Source organism: bacterium, from assembly GCA_036504735.1.
Taxonomy (GTDB): Bacteria; Electryoneota; RPQS01; order RPQS01; family RPQS01; genus DASXUQ01.
The window spans coordinates 81,325-96,683 of sequence record DASXUQ010000010.1; the positions used below are offsets into that span (position 1 = coordinate 81,325).

Here is a 15,359-nt window from a genome sequence, read left to right on the forward strand (position 1 = left end):
GGGCGTTCTGTTATCCGGCCTGACCTGTCTTACTCCAACACCCTGCGCGCGAAGGAACGCTGGAAACGCGAGCATCGACACGGGAACATGAAGCGGGCGGTTCGCGTCCTCAGAACGGATGCTGGTTTACAGGAAGGCGGGGCCGGACTTGCGATCCGTTTTGCTATCTATGTCTATCCTGCGCCCCGGTTGAATGGGACTCAGTTGACAAGTACGAACGAATTTGTTATCTATAGTCCGACATCCGGCCCGTCGGCCATGCGCACCTCTCTTATGCCAACGTCTACTCCTCAAGAGGGTCACCATGCCAAACGGTCTCGATGCCAGCCGCCGGGCAAAGAAGCGGAAACTGCGCACTATCCTCCGCGAAGGGCGGCGATCCCAAACCGCGCAATACACATCTTACGGATAATCGTGGCCGAATAGCCGTCGGGGCTTGCCTGTCATTCGGCCTTTCCACATGGAAGACTTATGAGAACATTTATTGTCGTGCTCGTGGTGGTGGTGGCTGCCGCAGCGGTGGCGTTTTACGCGCTGCATTCGGGACTTTACGATGTATCGGCCCTGCGCCCGCACAGCCGGATGTTTGTAAGGATGGCGCACATTGCCGCGGACAACTCTGTCCGGCGTCAAGCCAAACAGATCACGGTGCCGCCGCTGGGCAGCACGGCGCAGCTTGCCAACGGGTTTCTGCACTTCCATGAGATGTGCGTGGTTTGCCACGGCGCGCCGGGAATTATGCGGTCGGAAATCGGAGAAGGGCTCTATCCGCCGCCGCCGGACTTGAAAGAAGCCATTGCCGACTGGACGCCGGCGGAACTCTACTGGATCATCAAGACGGGTTTCAAGGACACGGGAATGCCGGCCTTTGGACCCACCCATTCGGATCAGGATTTGTGGGCGATGACCGCCTTCGCGCTGCGGCTGCCGAATATGACTCCTTCGCAATATGATTCTCTGCGGGTGCTGGCGGGACTTCCCAAGCCCGGCGAGCATGAAGACGACGACCACGGCGATGGCGGCCACGGCGAGCATGAATAGCGGTGGATGGAAGGATTGTGAAATAAGCGAAAGGGCGCCGTTGTGGCGCCCTTTTCGCATAGTTCTGTGTGTCGCCGCTTACACGCGGCGCACGGAGAAGATTCCGGCCAGGAGACCTGAAAGCACGGCGGCCAGCCAAGCCATGCCATAGAAGCTCAAGGGCAAACTTACCTCCCGCAGAAACAGCCAGCCATAGATTGCGGTCAGGCCGTAGAGCAGGGCGGAGGCGGCAATTCCGGCAAGGGCTCCGGCCAGCGCGCCCTGCACGAAGACCGACAGCCGCAGCGTGCTGCCGGATGCTCCGGACAGGCGCAGGAATTCCCACGTAGCGGCGCGGTTGCGCACCTGAGCATGCAGACAGAGCCCGACAAGGCCGATGGCGGCAAGAATGAAGCCCATTGCGGCCAGTCCCAGCCCGCCCTGAAAACGTTCGATGAAGCGGTCCACATCCTGCCACAGGCTGCGGGGATAGACCACCTGCGAGACTTCCGGCCAACGCCTGGCGGCCTCGGTGAGGCTGTCTACCTGCGCCAGCGTGATGCGGCCAAAACGCACGCGGACCATCGGCGGAAACGGATTGCCGCCGAAGAGCGAGACCAGATCCTCGCCGGTCTCTTTCTGAACATCATGCAGCGTCTGCTCGGCAGGAATGTACTGTACGAATTCCGAGGACGGCCAGGCGTCGGCGCGGGACATCACGGCATCGCGCATGGCGTCGGAATCGCTCACCAGATCCAGTTCCACCGACAGGGCGGAGAGAAAGTCCCGCTGCAGGCCGTGCAGCAGATAGACCGTGCCCCACAGTCCGGCGGCCACCGCCGCACCGAGGGAGATCAGAATCACCGCGAGCATGGTGAGGGCCAGGCGCGAACGCAGGGTGCCCCAGCCCAATTGAAAGGCGAGCCGCAGGTTCATACTAAAATGCCGCCTTCCAGCCGCACGCGGCGGGCGTGTTCGGCCAGCCGTGTAGGACGGTGAGTGGTGATCACCAGCGTCGCGCCGCGGCGGTGCGCGGTTTCCAAAAGGTCCTCGGCGGCTTCGGCGGAATCGGGATCGAGATGGGCGAACGGTTCGTCGGCCAGCAGCAGATAGGGACGGTGAATCAGGGCGCGGGCAATCTGCAACCGGGCCTGTTCTCCGCCCGAAAGCTGCGCGGGCCGTTTGCGCGCGCTGTTGTGCAGGGCGGTATCGAGCAGCGCGCGCGCGCCGTCCGTGCGGCAGCGCCGCGCCCTTTCTCCGGCAATAGCCAGCGGCAGCGAGACGTTGGTGAGCACGGTCTCCTGATCGAGAAAGCGGGGAATCTGAAACACGACGCCGATTTTGCGCCGCAGGGCGGTGAGATCATCCTTGGCGGCGCGGGCGAGGTCGGTATTCAGCACGTGGGCATAGCCGGAGCGCACGGGCAGCGCACCCAGCAGCAAGCGGATGAGCGTGGTTTTGCCCGCGCCGGTGGCGCCTTCGATAATCACGGCTTCGCCCTTGGTGACCTTGAGCGTCACCCCTTGCAGCACGGCCCGCTCGTCGAACCCCGTAAACACATTGACCAGATCTATGACTGGCGACTGATCATCCATTCGAAACTCATTTCAGCAACATGATTTTCTGCGTCTGCGTTTGGCGGGCAGAGCGCAGCGTAACAAAATAAATTCCGGAGGCCATTCCCTGCGCGTCCCAGCGAACCGAGTGCGCGCCCGCTTCCGTCATTCCATCGTGCAGCACCGCCACTTCCCGACCTAAAAGATCGAACACCTTCACCTCAACATGGCCGCTCGTGGGCAGTTCGTACGTCAGCATGACGGTGCTGTTGAAGGGATTCGGGAAACAGGAAAGGCTAAGCGCTAAGGGATAAGGGCTAACTGAGCGTCTCGCATTATCAGGAATCGTATCGCCGGGAAGGGCATAGCAGAGGATGAAGCCATATTCCTCATCATCGCCGGGCCAAGGGTACTGTCGAATCAACGCATTCGGAGTGGTTGGCAAGTCATTGCTTTTGGTGACTCCGCAGAGCCAGACTCCCCGCCCCGGTTCCCACAAAAAGCCGCAGGGACGGGTGTGGTTGCTGCCGCCAAGGAAGGTGCTGTATTCAAGACGGCGCAGATCGCGGCTCATGCGGCTGACGGAGATCTCGCGGAAGCTGCGGACCTCGGCATCGGGCGTGACCGGAAAGTTCGCGTCTTCCGGGCGTCCGGCTACCAGCACCGAGCCGTGCCGATCCAGTGCGAACCCGTGGGGCGTTGTCCAATCGCCTCCAAGGAAGGTCGAGCGGACCAAGGTGTTCGGCAGCGCGAGCATCGTCAAGAAGATTTTGGGATGGTCTGACACCGGGGCAACGGTATCAAAAGCGTCGGACGTGAACGGAAAATCGGCACAGGAGGTCATGCCGCCCACGATGATCGTGTCCCCGCCTAAAGGCAGTACTCTGCACGCCAGCTCGTTGCCATAGCTGGGTGATGATCCACCGAGGTAAGAGCTGTAGACGAGGCTATCTGCCTGCAGGTCGATCAGGGCAACGAAGGCATCCTGATCTCCGACCAACTCTCCTTGAAAGGCGTTATCCGTAATCGGGATGCCACCGTGCCACGAATTACCGCAGAGCCACACCCGACGATTGTTCCCCAAAGTTAGCCCGCTTGCAGACGCTGAACCATCCGGACCTGCGGGGAAAAGGGTAGAGTAACGCAGCGTCGAACTCCGGGGGTCAAAGACCGCCAAGAAGCCATTTCCCCCGCCCAAGCCCTGAGGATAAAGAGCGTCGGGCGTCACCGGAAAGCCTGTTGGGCTGGCATTCCCGCAGAGGTAAACGTCTCCTGTGGAGTCCATCGCCAAGTCCCGGACATAATCGCGGTCTGAACCACCGATGTACGAACTGAACTCGAGAGACGTGCCGTCGGCAGAAAAACGGGAGAAGAATCCTTCCCCCAGACCGACGGCCGTGGTGTCAAAGGCATCTGCGGTCAGGGGCACGGAACCGCCGTAGGAAAGATCGGCATCACCCGCCACGTAAACCGACCCTTGAGCATCGCCGATCACACAATAGCTCCATTGCTCTACACCGCCCAGGAAGGTGGAAAACAGCAGACTATCCCCGGCGGCATTGAATTTGGAAAGGGCTCCCACGCCGTATTCTCCGGCGATGGTCTGGTAGGCTCCGGGAGTGATCGGATAGCCATCATTGCCAAAATACAGATACACTGCTACCAGCTTATGATGCTGAGGGTCCTCGCCGATGGCATAGACCTCGTCTAAGCTCCCTCCACCCCAATAGCTGCAATACACCAGTGGATCAATCACCACCTCCCGTGTCATATCATACGAGCCCAAAACGAAGTGATAGCCGCCCTCAGCGGTCAGTTCGTAGCGGCAAGGGATTTCGATTTGGGCGTGGTTGATGTTCTGGTAGGCAAAGGGCGCCTGTTCCTTGACGGTGCCCAGCGAGGTAGACAAGAGCAAACTGCCGTTTGCATCTACGGTGATTGCGCCATCCTGCCCTTCGTAGCGCAGTTGAATCAGGGATGCATCGGCACTGGGGTGGACGTGGTAGACGGTTTCGACCCCTTGGGCGGCGATGCGGTATTGGACGTCAATCCCCGGCCAGACATCCTGGGCGGTGACGGTGCGGTAGTGGCCCACACGGGATCGCCAACGGCAGCTATCCTTGGACAGGAAGTAGTTGCTGTAGCTGGGGAGTTTGTCTTCGCCGGTTAAGATGGGGGTGGGGTTGGCGCTGACATACGAGAGCTTCAGGACGTGGCCTTTTACTGTGCGTGGTAGCGGCGAGTCCCCGAGAGATCCTGCATCTCGCAGACGGGCTGCAGGATGACAAGTGAAAGGGTAACGGGCTGCAGGTCGTAGACTCCGGTGGAGTCCACGGACTCTAACGAGATGACAATCTAAGGGGGCGGTGCGGGGCTCGGGGGAATGCAGGTCCAGCGTCAGGCCGGATGAGTTCAGGAAGTAGGTGGCGCCGGGGGCGTCGTATTTGAAAGAGAATGCGCCGTCCCACTGGCCTTCATTTTGGACAAAGAAAGCTGTCTGCGTCAGGGGTGTGGTTGCCCACACGGGAAGCGTGGCAACGATGATTGCAGCACACCCAATGGCCCATGCTCTGATCCACGTGCTCGCTATGCGTGACAGTCTCATGTAAGTTGCTGGCCTATGTCTGTTCACGATCATTTACTTTAAGAGCATCATCTTCTGCACCCGCGTGGCCGATTCAGTCCACAGTGCGGCAAAGTACACGCCCGAGGACAGATCCGAACCGTCAAACCGCTGCCGGTGTTCTCCGGCAATCATTCGCCCCAAGTTCTGGCGATAGACACTACGGCCCAGCACATCAAACACTTCCACGGTGACCACCGAAGCCGCCGGCAATTCAAAGCGCAGCGTAGCCGTGCTATTGAAAGGATTCGGAAATGCCGAAAGACTGAAGGCTGAAGGATGAGGGATGAAGGAACCCTTCTGGGCTGCAAGGAAACCGCTGGAATCCCAGTGCAGGGGATAGCGCGGCATAAGGGGTGTGGTGGCGATGGAATCCACCGGGACGCGCTGATAGATGAAATCATTCAGCGTGGCCACGCCTTCGCTGTATGACACGGCACCTGCATCCCGGTCCAGCACATAGGACAGATGCAAAGCCCCATCGCTCACGGTTTCGGCCACAGTCGGCTCGCGTTCGGACAAGCATTCTCCGGACGGAGTGGGAATGAGTGCGGGCCGTGTGCGGGTGACGTTGGTGCCGGTGCTCCATGCGATGCCGTTATCGGTGGAGACGGAGATCCAAACATCGGAGTTGAAGTATCCGCCTTCGGAGACCTGCGCGGTGTCATAGCGCGCGTACGAGCAGTAAAGATAACCGTTGGAAGGATCAACGGCTAACGATGGACGGCAGACCATCCTTTGCCATGCACCGGGAAGGTTCGGAGCGGCGGCGATCCACCCATCCGCCACGAGGCTGAATTGGCCGGTGGCTTCGGACCAGTGCCAGATAAGGCCTTCACTGGCGCTGTAGCGCCCCTGCGAATGCCCTGACGCCCATGTCCAGTAGCCCGTCGTGGTGAACGCCGCGTGCAGGCCGTTGGTGCGGTCGAACAGCAGGCTCAGATCCGCATGTGCCCAGAGAGTGTCCCGATTGCAGTGAAGGGTATCGTGAGTCGCCGCGAGACACGCCGTATCGCCGGGCGTAAACTGGGTGATATTCAGACGCGGCCCCCATGTCTCTCCACCGTCGCCGGACAAGCTCAGTTCCACATCTTTCCATTCTGTCTGATAGTCTGCCGCCGGATCTCGATAGTAGGCGCGCAGCCATCCCATTGCCACGCGCGGTGACGTGCGGGATGCGGCAATAACATAGGATGCCACGCCGAGCGTGTCTATGGACTGCAACACGGAACCGCCATTCACCGGTTGCCATGTGTACTCGCAGAATGAACTGTCAGGAGCGGGCGCACCCTGTGCATAATAGAATTCGTAATTGAATCCGAGGAAGCTGTCATCCCGGTTGGCAAGCACATGGACATGGTTGTTTACATCCACCACGACCTTGGGCCATACCAGCCAGCCATTCCGGGGGTTGGGAAGCAGGGTTATATCATCGCAGCCGATCCGGCACAGGGCCACGTGAAAAGCTGTGCCGCTGGAGTCCGTCATCACGCCGTGAAAGGCGGCGAGGGGATAGCCTTCGCGATCCAATGTCAGGTTCACGTAGCCACCACGGCGGAACGTATCCACCTGCAGGCCGGAATCGTAGGCGAAGCGGGTAAATTGCGGCCCCCAACGATTGTAGTAAACATGCCGCGGGCCGTAATAGTCAGACGTCAGACCGTTCGTCCAGACAACGTGGACATTACCGCTGTCATCCACGGCAATCATTCTGCCGCAGGAAGCATTTTGCTGAGTGTCCCACCATGTGGTCCCCGCCACGTGGGTTTCGCCAATGGGCTGCGCCTGCGAAGGGCCGCTTTTTGCAAGCAGGAGGACAAGGGCGCAGATGGCATAGCATATGCGGTAATTCACGGATGGCCTCCTTGACGAAGGGGTGAAAAATGTGCGATGAGGGATGAATGGAACATCCAAATCAGCAATCCCGTTGAAAGAAGATCGGCACCGTGAAAGCCAAAGTGAGCCCTTTGACCCTCACCCGCTTGAAGGCCATTATGTGTGATTGTTGTAAATTATGCTTTTGTGAAAACAATCACACTTGACCTTCAGGGAGAGATTGCTTATATTCTAAGCTTGTCAGACGTCAATATATTGTAAAACGTGGGTATCCGAACTCGGATCGGCAGAATCCGGTTACAAGTAACCGAATTTGCCCCACAAAATCAAGGAGGAGTATGCGCACAGCCAAATCTGCCTTCCGTGCCGGCCGCGCGAAGCGGAAAGTTAAGACTTGGTTTCTCAGCCTGATGGTCATCGCTCTGGCCGGTCTCATGTTTGCCGGACCGCGCCTGTTTGCGCAGGCCCCCAGCACCACCACACCGCCGCAGGCAACGGCCGCTGTGGGTGGTGAGCATGGTGGAGAGGCGATTCAACTTCCCTTTGGCGATGAAGCCTGGCTGCCGCTGTTCATTGTGCTCGGTGGCGCGCTTGTGGCCCTGGCCTTTGGTGCCTACTGGTGGCAGAAGACCATGAAGGCCAGTCCCGGCAGCGACCGCATGCAGGGTGTCGCCTCCGCTGTTCAGGAAGGCGCAATGGCCTATCTTGCCCGTCAGGTCAAGACCATGGCTCCCGTGGTGGCAGTGCTGGGCATCGGACTGTTCTTCCTTTACAAGAATCAGTATGCCTTTATGGAGGCGGCGGAACCGGGGATCTCGACGACCCTCGGTCTCGGCGTCGCCATCGCCTTTTTGCTGGGCGTCACGGCCTCCTATCTGGCCGGTTACGTGGGCATGGGTGTGGCCGTGCGCGGTAACGTGCGCGTTGCCAACGCCGCTCTTTCCAGCTTCAAGAATGCCCTCGAAATTGCCTTTCAGGCCGGCGCGGTGAGCGGTATGTTCACCGTGGGTCTGGGTCTTTTGGGTGCGACGATTACCTTTATGGTCTTCCAGCAGAACGCGATGTTCGTGCTGGTGGGCTTCGGCTTCGGCGGGTCGCTGGCCGCGCTCTTTATGCGCGTCGGCGGCGGTATCTTCACCAAGGCCGCGGACGTAGGCGCCGACCTTGTAGGCAAGGTGGAAGCCGGTATTCCCGAAGATGATCCCCGCAACGCCGCGACCATTGCCGACAACGTCGGTGATAACGTGGGCGACTGCGCCGGTATGGCCGCGGACGTGTTCGAGTCCTATGAAGTGACTCTGGTGGCCGCGATCATTCTGGCGGCGGCGGTGGGCAAGACCCTCAGCAACGCCGGGTTCGGCGGAGTGCTGGCGGCGGGCTCCTTCACCAGCATCTTTACGCTGAAGCTTGTCATTTACGCGCTGCTCGTGCGCGCCGTGGGCGTGGTGGCTTCGATTATCGGCGTGATGGCCGTGCGTGGCAAGGACGATCCCAATATGAACCCGATGACGCCAATCAACACCGGCTTCTATGTGTCGGCAATTATTGCCTCGCTGGGTTTCCTGGCGGTGTCCTACTGGGTCTTCGCCGGGCAGCCGGTGCCGATGTCGCCGCCCGATCCGTCCGCGTCCAACATCAGAGATTTCTCGTTGATTCGCGGCGTCATTGAAAACTTCTGGATTCTGGCGTTCTTCGCAACCTTCTTCGGCATCGTGCTGACGCAGATCATCGGCAAGATCACCGAATATTTTACGGCGGTGGAGCACAAGCCCGTTACCGAAATTGCGTCCTCGGCCCGCACAGGCCCGGCGACGCTGATTCTGGCAGGTCTGTCCGAAGGTCTGGAATCGTCCGTGTGGGGCATCTGTGCCATTGCGGCCACCATTTACGGCGCCTTTATTCTCTTTCCCGAACCGGCGATGGCGGCCTATGCCATTGCGCTGGCGGGTCTCGGTCTGCTGGCGACGACCGGCTATGTGCTGGCGATGGACACCTACGGTCCGATTTCCGATAACGCCAACGGCATTTTCGAAATGTCGGGCGCGCTGAAGAATAAGGACGGCAGCGAAAACAAGGCCGCGCACAATATCGTCTCGCGCCTCGACATGGTGGGCAACACCACAAAAGCTCTTACAAAGGGCTTTGCGATTGCCACGGCGGTGATTGCGGCGGTGTCGCTCTACCGTTCGTTCCTCGATACCGTGGCGGTCAAGGATCCGGATATTCTCTTCAAGAATATTCAGGTCAATTTGCCCGACGTGTTCATCGGCCTGCTGATCGGCGGCGCAGTGCCGTTCCTGTTCTCCAGCTTTGCCATCCGCGCGGTCTCCCGTGCGGCGGTGCAGCTTGTGGAAGAGGTGCGCCACCAGTTCCGCACCATTCCCGGCATCTGGGAATATACCGGAGTAGGGGAGAAGGGCAAGCCCAACTATGCCAAGTGTGTGGAAATTTCCACCGCCGCGGCGCAGAAGGAACTGCTTGGACCCGGCCTGCTGGCGGTGTTCTCGCCGATTTTGGTCGGCTTCTGGCTTGGCCCGTACGCGCTGGGTGGTTTCCTGGCGGGTGCAATTCTGGCCGGACAGCTTATGGCTGTGTTCATGTCCAACACCGGCGGCGCGTGGGACAATGCCAAGAAGAAGATCGAAGACGGTTTCCTCGGCGGCAAGGGCAGTGAAGCCCACAAGGCCGGTGTGATCGGCGACACGGTGGGCGATCCGCTGAAGGATACCGCCGGTCCCGCCTTGAACCCGATGATCAAGGTGATGAACCTCGTCGCGATTCTGGTGGCCCCGAGCACCGTGATGCTTCACGGCACGGCGGGCGGCTGGGTGATGACCTTCATCGCGCTGGCCATCTTAGCCGGTGCGGTCCTGTTCTCCAAGCGCGGCGGCGTCCAAGCCGGCAGCGACGCGGAAAGCTCGACCGTGCAGCGCGCACCGCAAAAGACGGCGATGTGAAGCAAGGATGAAGGCGGAAGGATGAAGCACAGACCTCATCCCGCTCTTAGATCGGAATGACTAACGACGACGAAAGAAGGCGGCTCCGTTTGGGGCCGCCTTTTCTTGATGGCCGCGACCACCAATTCTGAGGTGAGAACCACGCCCCCCCCAATTATCCGGTAGTCGAGTAACTTGTTGAAAGATGCATGAGGTATTGACTCTGAACACATAGATTATTATACTTATCCTTTGTGGTTCTCGGGTCATCTATGAACCTTACCTTGAAACACTTTGGTTGACTTATGACTTTGGTACGGCCTCGCCTCACAGACTGCTTTAAGATTCCAATCACTCAAGACGAGGCCGATTTTGCTATCCCGTTCCTTGACGAGGACATTCCGCTTTGCGTTGATCCATTCTTGCTCTACAAATCACCGTCGCAGCAGGAAAACGCTTTGCATTCACTCATCGTTAATTCATTCAATCACCTTGGGCACACGTTCAGCACTGATAGCAAGGACAAAGCAATTGACCTTCTGATCAATTGCTCTGAGTGCGATGAAGCCGGTCTCGGCAACTCAAAGACTCGTCGAGGTGTACGAATTGGACGTGATCTTGCAATAGATATTCTTTCACTTTTCAAGATCATTCCTCAAATCAAGAAGTTCGGATTTGTGCATGTGGAAGAGATTCAGCTTCTCGTTGACCAAGTCTCGCGTGATCGCATAAGTGACATTACATGTAACCTTGCGAAATCTTTCTTGGTCGATTACACGCTGTACCAGTCTACCAAGGTAGGATTACCGGACCAAAAGGCGAAGGTGCAAGTTTATGACGACAGGACACTCAGCTTTAAGGAAGAGGAAATCAACCTTCCATATAACCCGGAATCCAACCAACCTGTAATTCTTGTCCCCAAACGATGGCTGCGGCGGCTTCCGTGGATCAACCCGGAAGAATACCGGATACGCCTGCCAGAAGATATCCGCGTGTCGAATCCGGCCCGCCTTGCGATTCTGAACTACAGTCGATTAAACTATGGTGCGGTAAAAAATTATGTTGAAGTCAAAGAACGTAGGCAGGCTGACTGCGTAAACGACCCGCTATTCGAGCCCATCCCGGTGCTGTCGGCCAAGCGCAAACTAGCGACTATTCAAAAAATACCTTCTGGAAAGGCCGGAAATGCCGACAAGATCTATGAGGACGCGATTTGTCAATTGATGGCGTCGCTACTGTATCCCCACTTAGACTTTGCAGCGGAACAGGTTCGCACGGATTCTGGCGCTCAGATTCGAGACCTTATGTTCTACAACAATAGATCATACGATTTTCTTAGAGATATGTATGACACATACGAGTGCCGACAAGTCGTCTTCGAATTGAAGAACGTGGCCGCCTTGGAGCGCGAGCACATTAATCAGATCAATCGATACTTAGCTGACCAGTTCGGCCGTTTCGGAGTGATCGTTACCAGGAATCCGCCGCCCAAGCCGATAGTTCGAAACATCATTGATCTGTGGGCTGGTCAGCGAAAGTGTATCTTGGTTCTGGATGACTCCGATATTGCTCTCATGTGTCAAGTATTCGATAACAAGCAGAGGTTGCCCATCGAGGTCATCAAGAAGAAGCATGCTGAATTTGTCAGGGCTTGCCCCTCATAAGAGGTGAACATCATGAATCCGAACGATGCGGAGTGTTTCAATGCGGCACATGCGCAACTGCATGCGCTTCACGACGAGATATCGATACTTGCCAAGAAGTCGCCTAATGACTTGATGAACAAGTTCAAGATCTCGTATGTCAATCAGGTGCTTTCTACCTGCAACGAGATCCTTGGCGCGGAGCAAAGACCATTTGTAGGCTTCACATCATTTGACGCGGACGTATTACCATCTACTAGCGATGTCGTAATGATGCTGTCTCAGTATTGCGCTGCCATGGACAGGATTCACACGGAGAACGTCAAGTGGAACGAGACTCAGCAGAGTTGGGTGTGGTTGGTGGATGGCAAACTGTCCAAAATCAAAACTCATCGACCAAAACGGAAATGAAATGCCATCCAAAAAAAGCATAAAGGCGGCGCTGCCATCGAACCACGATACCGAGAGGTTTGATGTTCTCTACCCTTTGCTGCAGCAGCAGCTTTTGGAGATTCGTGAACTGTCGAAACGGAAACAAGATGTGCAACTGAACAAGCTAAAGGTTGACATGATCAACCGTGTATTATCAGAGTTGAAAACTTTGCTGGCAGGACAGCCGATGGATGAGTTTCTCGCCCTTCTTGATTCGGAAACGCTTCCGACTAATAGCGATGCTGTGCTAGTGCTGGCACAATTCCTGACCGCATCGCAGCAGTGTAAGAGCACTTATTACAGATTCGACGAAGAACAACACGAGTGGCGATGGTCTACCAAAGAGAATCCAATTAGAAAGCTCGGCAACGCATGGTCACCTTCCGATGATTGACTCTTTTGAACGCTCCTACATCGGTAGAAGCTAATCTGGAAATAAACCGCTTCGATTTTTTGATTGCAGCACTGTAAGTGGGCTACCAAGATACGAACACACAAAAGGGCGACCGTAAGGCCGCCCTTTGCTATGGGACAAATTGTACTCTATTGGACGAATTGCCGCGTGTGCGGTAGCGGGGAAGACACTTCCGCGCGGCTCAAGGGCAGGTCTGCGGTCACGGCGCGCGCGTAGCTGTAAGATCCATACTCGGTGCGCGACGCATCGCCCGAAAGGCTGTAAAGCGCAGGAAGATAATTCTCCCAGCCACTCACGTCATCGTAGTTGATGATGCCGATCTGGCCGGAGAAATGAGCCGCAGAGTCCGATCCCACCAGAGAGCGCAGCGATGAAGGCAATACGGGCCGGCGGATAGTGGCGGATGCGGGATCACAGTACACGGTCCACTGACTGGTCTTCCCTTCAGAAGTGATCCATCGCCAACTCCCCCACAACACATCCGCCTCGCCGTTGACGGTCACTGCCCGGTAGTCACTCGGCGTATAAAACGTGGCGCTGACGAAACTGGAAGGGATCTCCACCTGTGCAGGCACCTGAGAATAGGCCTTGTAGAACTGGAACTGCTCGTCCTGGCCATAGTAAGCGGCTTCAATGTTCCAGTTCGACACGGGGAAACCGGCCCACGGCATGGAGAATGCCGTGCGCCCGTCGCGGTCATACGCTTCCGATAGCGGATACCACGAACCGGACTGTGCGCGGTAGCCACGCAGATTCAGAATCTGAACCGGGCGTGACGTGGTGATCGCGCGCGGATTATATCCACCGTAGACGGAGACCGTATAGGAATTGTTCTGCTGCAACTGGAATGACTGGCGCGTGAGCCAGCCAAAAGCGGTTCCACTCTCGCCGGAGACTCTCACCAGCAGGCTGAAGCGATTGTCCCGCTCAAGATTGTAAACGTTGCGGAGCACGCGAGTCTGGGCCGTGTCCTGCGGCGAGAGGATGCCGCTCCACGTGGAGCCCGGCCAACTGATCCGGATCTGCGTGTAGTCTCCCCATTGGCGGGGCACCGTGACTTCGACCGTGCCCAGGGAGCTGCTTGCAGGCGCATGACTGAACTTCCACTTGCCGCCGCGCGTGTTGATGTAGGACGAGATGTGCCAGCCGTCACCGAGCGAATCCAGAAAGGTCACCGTGACATGGTCGCTGCTCACCGCGCCGAAGTCATACGATCCCTCATGGGTCACCTGCTGCACCCCCAACACGGAGTCACCGCTGAGGGTATGCAGCACAATCCAACGGTTCATCTGGTCCCAGCCACTGCCGGAATAATGCACGATGAAGGTATAGTTTCCGGTGCTGGAACTTGTCTCATCGGTTGAGCAGCCTGCAAGGATGAACAGCAAAGGCAGCAGCAAGGTGAGCAAAATGCGGGGAGATTTCATGTATCGTCCCGTGAATATACGGCTGGGCACGGCGCTGTGCCGCGTCTCGCAGCCTCTGTAGTTGCGTTTCTAATCAGTGGCCTATCCTCTGCCGGGCAGACTCCGGCGAACGGTATTGGGAGGAGCGGTCTGCTCGAAGCCCTGATACTGGCGCGCATAGCGGTACAGCCGGTTGCAGTCATACTTGCCCCACTCGGCGATCCGCGCGGAGCGCACAAAATCCTCCCAGCCATGCGCCTGATCTGAGTCTTCCAGTTCCAGCCAGTCTCCCGACAGAATACTTGAATCGTAATGCAGAGCCGACACGACCGAGTCCGGCAGGGTGGGGCGGAAGACCGCTCGATATTGTGGCGCCGCAAACACCGCCCAGTCGAAGAAGTTCCAGCCATTGTCGCCGCTCCACACCATAGCAATACAGTCAGCCTCGCCTTCCACGCTCAGGTGGGTAAAGCCGGGGAGCGCGCTGTCGTATATGCCGTTAACGCTGGCATCCGGAACCGCAAGGTCCGCCTGCAAATCGTTCATCCACCAGTCCACGTTGAAGTTCTCCGGGTACCATCCCCCCATTCCCGAGACATGATATTCCTCCTTGGGGAATCCCATAGCCTTCCACAGGGAGAAGGACAAACGCGGATAGATTCCGCCCGGATTATCGCGTTCCACTATCGGATAGGCGTCAGCGCGATTATTCCGCAGCACTTCTACGGTCTGCAACTGAATGGGTAACGATACGTGCAGTTCCGCCTTCTCGTCGCGGTGGTCCAGACTTATCGAGTAGCGGTTGACAGCGCCGGGTTCATAGGGCTGATCGAGGGTCCAGCCCACATAGCGCACGGTATCGCTCTGCAAAAAACTCAGGATGCTGACCTTCCGGTTATCATCCAGCCAGCGCGAGTCCAGATTCCACAGGTGAGTCGTCGGCACGGAATCGGAGTCGTACGTGAGCCACAGATTCCGCTGGTCCGAGCCGATCAGTTGATACCAACTCAAATCCGGCGGCACGGCGGGAAAGGTAACGGTGAGTTCAATCCTTCCGGTCGAGTCTGTCGCGGCCACCGTCCCGTTCCCCGCATCGAACACCCAATCCCCCACCGCCACGTCCATGTAGCTGACCATATAGCCGGTGTTGCTGGCAAAGGTGAGGGTGATCCTGTCCCGGCCCGGATCGGCAAACTCGAGGGTGCCTTCTCCCACCCGCCACTGGTAACTGATCGGCGCGCCGGTGTTGCGTTCGTGTACAATCACATAGGTGGTATGACCGCGCAGCGCCGTGCCTTTCAGCGTTACCGTGAAGGCGCGATCCGGCGGTGCCAGGCTGGAGTTGTGCCGTGCACATCCCGCCAGAGTCAAAGCGGCAACCATGATCAGCAGGGCTCGTGATGATAACTTTGGGAAAATCATGGATCTGCGGTCTGCCATCGGTGAACGTTCGTCAATTCATTCAAGGTAATACGGCTTCCCGACAAATGCA

At 57.7% G+C, this 15,359-nt stretch carries 11 protein-coding genes; 5 read left to right on the forward strand and 6 right to left on the reverse strand.

The features are described 5' to 3' along the window. Window positions 1-471: 471 nt before the first annotated feature. A complete protein-coding gene (locus tag VGL38_09630; GenBank protein ID HEY3295689.1) occupies window positions 472-1,041 on the forward strand; it encodes a cytochrome c in 570 nt (189 codons plus the stop codon). Window positions 1,042-1,119: 78 nt separating this feature from the next. On the opposite strand, the gene VGL38_09635 is transcribed toward VGL38_09630, so the two are convergent. Genes VGL38_09635 through VGL38_09650 form a run of 4 tightly spaced genes read right to left on the reverse strand, consistent with a single transcriptional unit; the run spans window position 1,120 to window position 7,053 of the window. Further along, window positions 1,120-1,956 carry a permease-like cell division protein FtsX gene (locus tag VGL38_09635; protein HEY3295690.1) on the reverse strand — a complete coding sequence of 279 codons (837 nt, stop codon included), beginning with the start codon at window positions 1,954-1,956 and terminating at the stop codon, window positions 1,120-1,122. Then, complete coding sequence (locus VGL38_09640) at window positions 1,953-2,615, reverse strand: ATP-binding cassette domain-containing protein (GenBank protein HEY3295691.1); 663 nt, start codon at window positions 2,613-2,615, stop codon at window positions 1,953-1,955. The genes VGL38_09635 and VGL38_09640 overlap by 4 nt, the downstream gene beginning before the upstream one ends. 7 nt (window positions 2,616-2,622) lie before the next feature. Next, window positions 2,623-5,181 carry a T9SS type A sorting domain-containing protein gene (locus tag VGL38_09645; GenBank protein ID HEY3295692.1) on the reverse strand — a complete coding sequence of 853 codons (2,559 nt, stop codon included), beginning with the start codon at window positions 5,179-5,181 and terminating at the stop codon, window positions 2,623-2,625. 33 nt (window positions 5,182-5,214) lie between these two features. Next, the gene (locus tag VGL38_09650; protein HEY3295693.1) at window positions 5,215-7,053 is read right to left on the reverse strand and encodes a T9SS type A sorting domain-containing protein; all 1,839 of its coding nucleotides are present in this window, start codon (window positions 7,051-7,053) and stop codon (window positions 5,215-5,217) included. Between the two features lie 320 nt (window positions 7,054-7,373). Here VGL38_09650 and VGL38_09655 point away from each other — a divergent pair, with 320 nt between their 5' ends. The 4 genes from VGL38_09655 (at window position 7,374) to VGL38_09670 (ending at window position 12,440) form a co-directional block, all read left to right on the forward strand. Then, window positions 7,374-9,992, forward strand: a complete 2,619-nt coding sequence (locus VGL38_09655; protein ID HEY3295694.1) for a sodium-translocating pyrophosphatase — start codon at window positions 7,374-7,376, stop codon at window positions 9,990-9,992. A 284-nt stretch (window positions 9,993-10,276) separates the two neighbouring features. Then, complete coding sequence (locus tag VGL38_09660; protein ID HEY3295695.1) at window positions 10,277-11,635, forward strand: hypothetical protein; 1,359 nt, start codon at window positions 10,277-10,279, stop codon at window positions 11,633-11,635. Between the two features lie 12 nt (window positions 11,636-11,647). Next, a complete protein-coding gene (locus VGL38_09665; GenBank protein ID HEY3295696.1) occupies window positions 11,648-12,025 on the forward strand; it encodes a hypothetical protein in 378 nt (125 codons plus the stop codon). Window position 12,026: 1 nt separating this feature from the next. Then, a complete protein-coding gene (locus VGL38_09670) occupies window positions 12,027-12,440 on the forward strand; it encodes a hypothetical protein (protein ID HEY3295697.1) in 414 nt (137 codons plus the stop codon). A gap of 149 nt (window positions 12,441-12,589) precedes the next feature. On the opposite strand, the gene VGL38_09675 is transcribed toward VGL38_09670, so the two are convergent. Then, window positions 12,590-13,888, reverse strand: coding sequence for a hypothetical protein (locus VGL38_09675; protein HEY3295698.1), 1,299 nt, complete (start codon window positions 13,886-13,888; stop codon window positions 12,590-12,592). An 81-nt stretch (window positions 13,889-13,969) separates the two neighbouring features. After that, the gene (locus VGL38_09680; protein HEY3295699.1) at window positions 13,970-15,289 is read right to left on the reverse strand and encodes a hypothetical protein; all 1,320 of its coding nucleotides are present in this window, start codon (window positions 15,287-15,289) and stop codon (window positions 13,970-13,972) included. Window positions 15,290-15,359 lie beyond the last annotated feature (70 nt).